Source organism: Pedobacter sp. (genome assembly GCF_045628745.1).
Lineage (GTDB): Bacteria > Bacteroidota > Bacteroidia > Sphingobacteriales > Sphingobacteriaceae > Pedobacter.
This window is the reverse complement of record NZ_JAZQPU010000071.1, coordinates 1-2,489: the sequence shown is the minus strand read 5'-3', so window position 1 is coordinate 2,489 and position 2,489 is coordinate 1. Positions and strand designations below refer to the sequence as shown.

2 protein-coding genes are annotated in these 2,489 nt (G+C 37.6%); both read right to left on the bottom strand.

The window, feature by feature from the left end; genetic code table 11:
* Positions 1-456: 456 nt before the first annotated feature.
* Complete coding sequence (locus tag ACR2F7_RS03405) at positions 457-1,374, bottom strand: helix-turn-helix domain-containing protein (protein ID WP_432712188.1); 918 nt, start codon at positions 1,372-1,374, stop codon at positions 457-459.
* A gap of 84 nt (positions 1,375-1,458) precedes the next feature.
* Positions 1,459-2,367 carry an SDR family oxidoreductase gene (locus tag ACR2F7_RS03400; protein ID WP_432712187.1) on the bottom strand — a complete coding sequence of 303 codons (909 nt, stop codon included), beginning with the start codon at positions 2,365-2,367 and terminating at the stop codon, positions 1,459-1,461.
* Positions 2,368-2,489 lie beyond the last annotated feature (122 nt).

Sequence of the window (2,489 nt, the reverse complement as noted above, 5' to 3'; positions counted from 1 at the left end):
GTAAGGAAGCGAAGGGTTTCTTTAAATATCAATTGATGAACTATTTGTCTATATTCCTTAAAAAAGGATGATAGCATATATTCACCAACAGTGAATATTAGTAGATTTTTGAACACTTTAAAGATGTTCTTATGGTGTTGTTGAAGAGGCATGAGAGTGTTGAGGCCGAGTTAATTTTTGTGAATATAGTGATTATTTAATAACTGTCAACTAATAAATTAGCAAATTTGCCGGGCAAACTAATTAAATAGCATTTTTGAGAATATAATCATCTCCTTATATGAGGCTATATCCTGATTTAGTAAATAAAAGGGGACATGTGGTCTACTGCTTGTCGGGTATAGGTGAGTCCACGGTGAGTCCACATTCAGTCCACGGTCAGTCCACGTTATGCCAAACAAAGGGTGGACTCACCGTGTACTCATGGTGGGTTTGATGCGCTGTCATTACTAACTATCAGCTAAAAGAATGTCTGAATTCTAAAGGGGCAAGGTTGGTCTTAGTTTTAAACAGCTTACTAAACGACTGTGGATGTTCGAAGCCTAATTCGTAGGCAATTTCACTAACCGATAAATCTGTGGTAGACAGCTTTTCCTTGGCTTTTTCAATCAATTTGTTGTGAATGTGCTGCTGAGTGCTCTGCCCAGTTAGCACTTTAAGCAGTCCACTTAAATAATTGGGAGACACGTTTAACCCATTTGCAATGTGCTGCACGGTCGGCAATCCTTTTACGATGACGTTATTGCTATTGAAATAGTCGTTTAGCAAACGCTCAAGGCGCTCCAGCATCTTGTGGTTGGCTATTTTTCGGGTAATAAATTGTCTTTCATAAAACCATTCAGCATAAGTGAGCAGCAGTTCCAATTGGGAAATGATGACGTTTTGGGTAAATTTATCAATGTTTGAATGATATTCTTGCTGTATATTTTGAACGATGGTGTTTAAAATTTCTTCTTCTTTATCTGAAAGAAACAAGGCTTCATTTACAGCATAATCGAAAAACTCGTATTGCTGTATTTTGCTTGCTAAAGGCGTATTCCACAAAAAATCGGAATCAATGAGCAACAGCCAACCCGAACGCTGCAAGGCTTCGCTTGGGTTGTTGTGTACTTTTAATATTTGATTGGGAGCCATAAAATACAGAATCCCTTCATCAAAATCATAATGCTGCTGGCCATAATGCATTTTTGTTACGCCTCTTTTTAACGAAATGGAATAATAGCCGAACATTAAGGAGGTCGTTTCTTCATCGCTTTCCCGATGAATATTGCCATAATCTACAATGCTAATCAGCGGATGTTCTGGTTTTGGCAAACCATTGAACCGATGAAATTCGCTTATTGTTTTGATGTGATATGGTTTTTGATTTGCCATTATTAAAGATAATAAAGATTATATCATTTGTTTCCAAAAGCGTAAAAACAGCAGGTTAACCCACACTGTTTAAAGCGCTAAGGCTTAATGATGATTGTTTGAAGAATGGTATGCATTTGCAAAATCTTTCGCAAAATCAGTTAACTTTACCTGACCTAAGGTTGGTTTATTTCGATTATAATCTTCGTATAAAGTATCGTTCATTCTGGCAGCATTCATGTTAGCCAGGCCTTTTGCATTTTGTTCGATAAAACCTGCTCGGACTAGATTGCCCACAAATTCATCGTCAGTAATGGCTAACCATTTCAAATCCTTTTTACCTATCGCTTCACCTAATATTTTGGCTACCTCATGAGGAGTTACCTCATCACTGGCAATATAGCGGATTGATCTGCCATTAAAAGGTTTTTCCATTTCTTCGGTTATTGCGGCCGCAATATCTAAAGGCGATACCCAGGGCTCTTTTTCATTAGTATTATAGTTTTGTATAATGGCATTTGCATTTTTGATGGCAGGAATAAAGGCGAACATGTTATAGTAAAAACCAACAGGGCGCATGGTTTTAATAGACACCGCATGGGGCAATTCTTTTAAAATGTTTTCTACCCAATAATGCGCTGCCAGCATACCAACGCCTTTATCAGTATGTGCACCGATGCTGCTCAGATGGATCACTTTAGTAACGCCCGAGTTCAAAATGGCTTCCACGTAACTTTTGGCAATAGCTTGCCAATAGGTATCCATGATGATATCGGCATCAAGAAAATTGATAGGTGGTTCCATTAAATACACAATATCCGCACCTTTAAATGTTTCCGTTAAAAAGTCTACATTGTCAATGGAGCCGACTGCGGCAATTGCACCAATGTTTACTATTTCGTTTTTCCTTTCAGCTTTACTGGTAATGACTGTTACTGAATGGCCTTTTTGCACCAATGTTGTTGCAAGTGTACTGCCGATATGGCCTAATGAACCTGTAAGTATAATTTTCATTTTTTTCTGTTTGATGAACTATGCAAAGGTGCATGGTCGTTAAAAAACAGATGTAGCCAAATCTACTTTTGTTGTAGTCAAAACTCTTGCAATCGTATCACTTACCTATAAAATACATTGAA